Source organism: Algoriphagus sp. (genome assembly GCF_024642405.1).
Classification (GTDB): Bacteria; Bacteroidota; Bacteroidia; order Cytophagales; family Cyclobacteriaceae; genus Algoriphagus.
On sequence record NZ_JAHEBC010000497.1, the window covers coordinates 1 to 2,210 of the forward strand.

The following is a 2,210-nucleotide window of genomic DNA, read 5'->3' on the forward strand; positions in this document are numbered from 1 at the left end:
GAATCACTTATTTCTTCAACAGAAAAGGATTCTATTTTCTCCTTTCCGTTGGAAAAAATGGAGATTAATAATTCGGAAAAACAATTGGTTTTTCATGGAAGAATCCCAAAATCCATCCATTTTTGGAAAAATGGTGATTGGGTAAAAAAATCTGCCGACTCAATAATTCCTTTAGGTGAAACACCAATCCAAATTCTTTTCTAGACCTTTCTTGGGATTGATTTTTTATGCAGTTAAATTGATTCTTTTCCTAATAAAATTGCTCCATGAAAGATATTGTACTAAGTCGAATTGAGGATAGAGTTGGCTATATCAAACTCAATAGACCTGAGAAGCGAAATGCCATGAGTCCAATAATGATTTCTGGAATTCATCAAGCCTTTGTAGAAATGAGTCAAAAAGAGGAGGTGAAGGTAATCGTTTTAGAAGCGGAAGGAAAAGCATTTTGTGCGGGTGCGGATTTAGCATATTTACAGGAGATGGAAGGGTTTTCCTACGCAAAAAATCTAGAGGATAGTAATCATTTGAAAGAACTTTTTACCCTAATCTATAATTTGCCCAAAGTTGTGATTGCTAAAATTCAAGGCCATGCTTTAGCGGGGGGCTGTGGGTTAGTAACAGTTTGTGATTTTGCTTTTTCAGTCCCCAATGCACTTTTTGGTTATACAGAAGTTAGAATCGGTTTTGTTCCTGCGATGGTTTCCGTATTCCTTGTCGAACAAATTGGGATGGCAAAGACTCAGGAATTATTACTTTCTGGCGAATTGATTTCTGCTGCCAAAGCTGCCGAGCTAGGATTAATTACCGAAGTTTGTCATGATGAATTCTTGGATAAAAGTGTTAGGGATTTCACAAAAAAATTAATCTCCCAAAACTCAGGTTTCTCGATGGCTGCAACAAAATCACTTTTGAGATCCATCAACAGGGATAAAAGAGAAAAAGCATTGTTAAATGCCTGTGAAGTAAATGCCAAGGCCCGTTCTCACGGAGATTTTGTCAAAGGTATCTCTTCCTTTTTGAAAAAGACTAATCCTGATTGGTAATTGGAAAACCACATTAAAGAAATACTTCAAACCGTCTTTGGGTTCGATGATTTTAGACCGGTCCAGGAAGAAATAATCAAATCTGTGCTATCAGGGAATGATTCTCTAGCCCTGTTGCCAACTGGGGGAGGTAAGTCTTTATGTTATCAGATTCCAGGTTTGGCTAAGGAAGGAATCTGCTTGGTCATTAGCCCATTGATAGCTTTAATGAAAGATCAAGTAGATGCTCTTAAAAGTAAAGGAGTTAAAGCCGCTTCTATTTTTTCTGGGATGAGTTACCGAGAGATTGATACTACCTTGGATAATTGCATTTATGGAGATTTTAAATTTTTATATGTCTCTCCTGAGCGGCTGAAGGTTGACTTATTCATTGAGCGATTTAAACAAATGCCCGTAAATCTCATTGCGGTAGATGAAGCGCATTGTATTTCCCAATGGGGATATGATTTTAGACCTCAATACTTAGAAATCGGTGAGATCAGAAAATATCATCCCAAAGTTCCAATTCTTGCACTAACAGCCTCTGCTACACCAAAGGTCTGCAAGGATATCATTGATAAACTCTTGATGAAAAATGGTCAGGAGTTTCGTAAAAGTTTTGCCAGAGAAAACTTAAGCTTCAGTGTTCGTTTGGTTGAAAATAAGTTTGAAAAGGGAGTTGAAGTATTATCCAGAATTCCGGGTTCAGCGATTTGGTATGTCAGAAATAGGCAAGGAACTCACCAAATAGCAAGATCACTTGAAAAGTTGGGAATTTCTGCTTCCCCATATCATGCAGGCTTATCGATGGCAGATAGAAATGCTGTTCAAACTGCTTGGATGAAAAACCAAGTGAGGGTAATTGTCAGTACCAATGCATTTGGAATGGGAATCGATAAACCTGATGTAAGGGTTGTCCTTCATAGCGACTTGCCGGAAAACCTGGAGAATTACTACCAAGAAGCCGGTAGAGCCGGACGAGATGGTAAAAAATCCTATGCTGTTTTGATGAGTAATGAACAGGATTTTGAACTAGTAATGAATCGGGCTGCTCTGGTATATCCTCCCCTTGACTTTATCCGGAGAGTCTATCAATGCTTGGCTAATTACTACAAGCTGGCTGTTGGAAGTGCTATGTTTAGTAGTTTTGATTTTGTGTATCATGAATTTGCAAATAACTATGAATTA

3 protein-coding genes are annotated in these 2,210 nt (G+C 38.0%); all 3 read left to right on the forward strand.

The window, feature by feature from the left end; all coding sequences use genetic code 11:
- On the forward strand, window positions 1-204 hold a 204-nt coding region (locus tag Q0L68_RS19785; RefSeq protein ID WP_296705964.1), incomplete at its 5' end, for a hypothetical protein.
- 62 nt (window positions 205-266) lie between these two features.
- Window positions 267-1,043: an enoyl-CoA hydratase-related protein gene (locus Q0L68_RS19790; protein ID WP_296705965.1), complete on the forward strand. Its 777-nt coding sequence runs from the start codon at window positions 267-269 to the stop codon at window positions 1,041-1,043.
- Window positions 1,044-2,210 (forward strand): ATP-dependent DNA helicase RecQ (locus Q0L68_RS19795; RefSeq protein ID WP_296705966.1); only part of this gene is annotated, 1,167 nt, incomplete at its 3' end.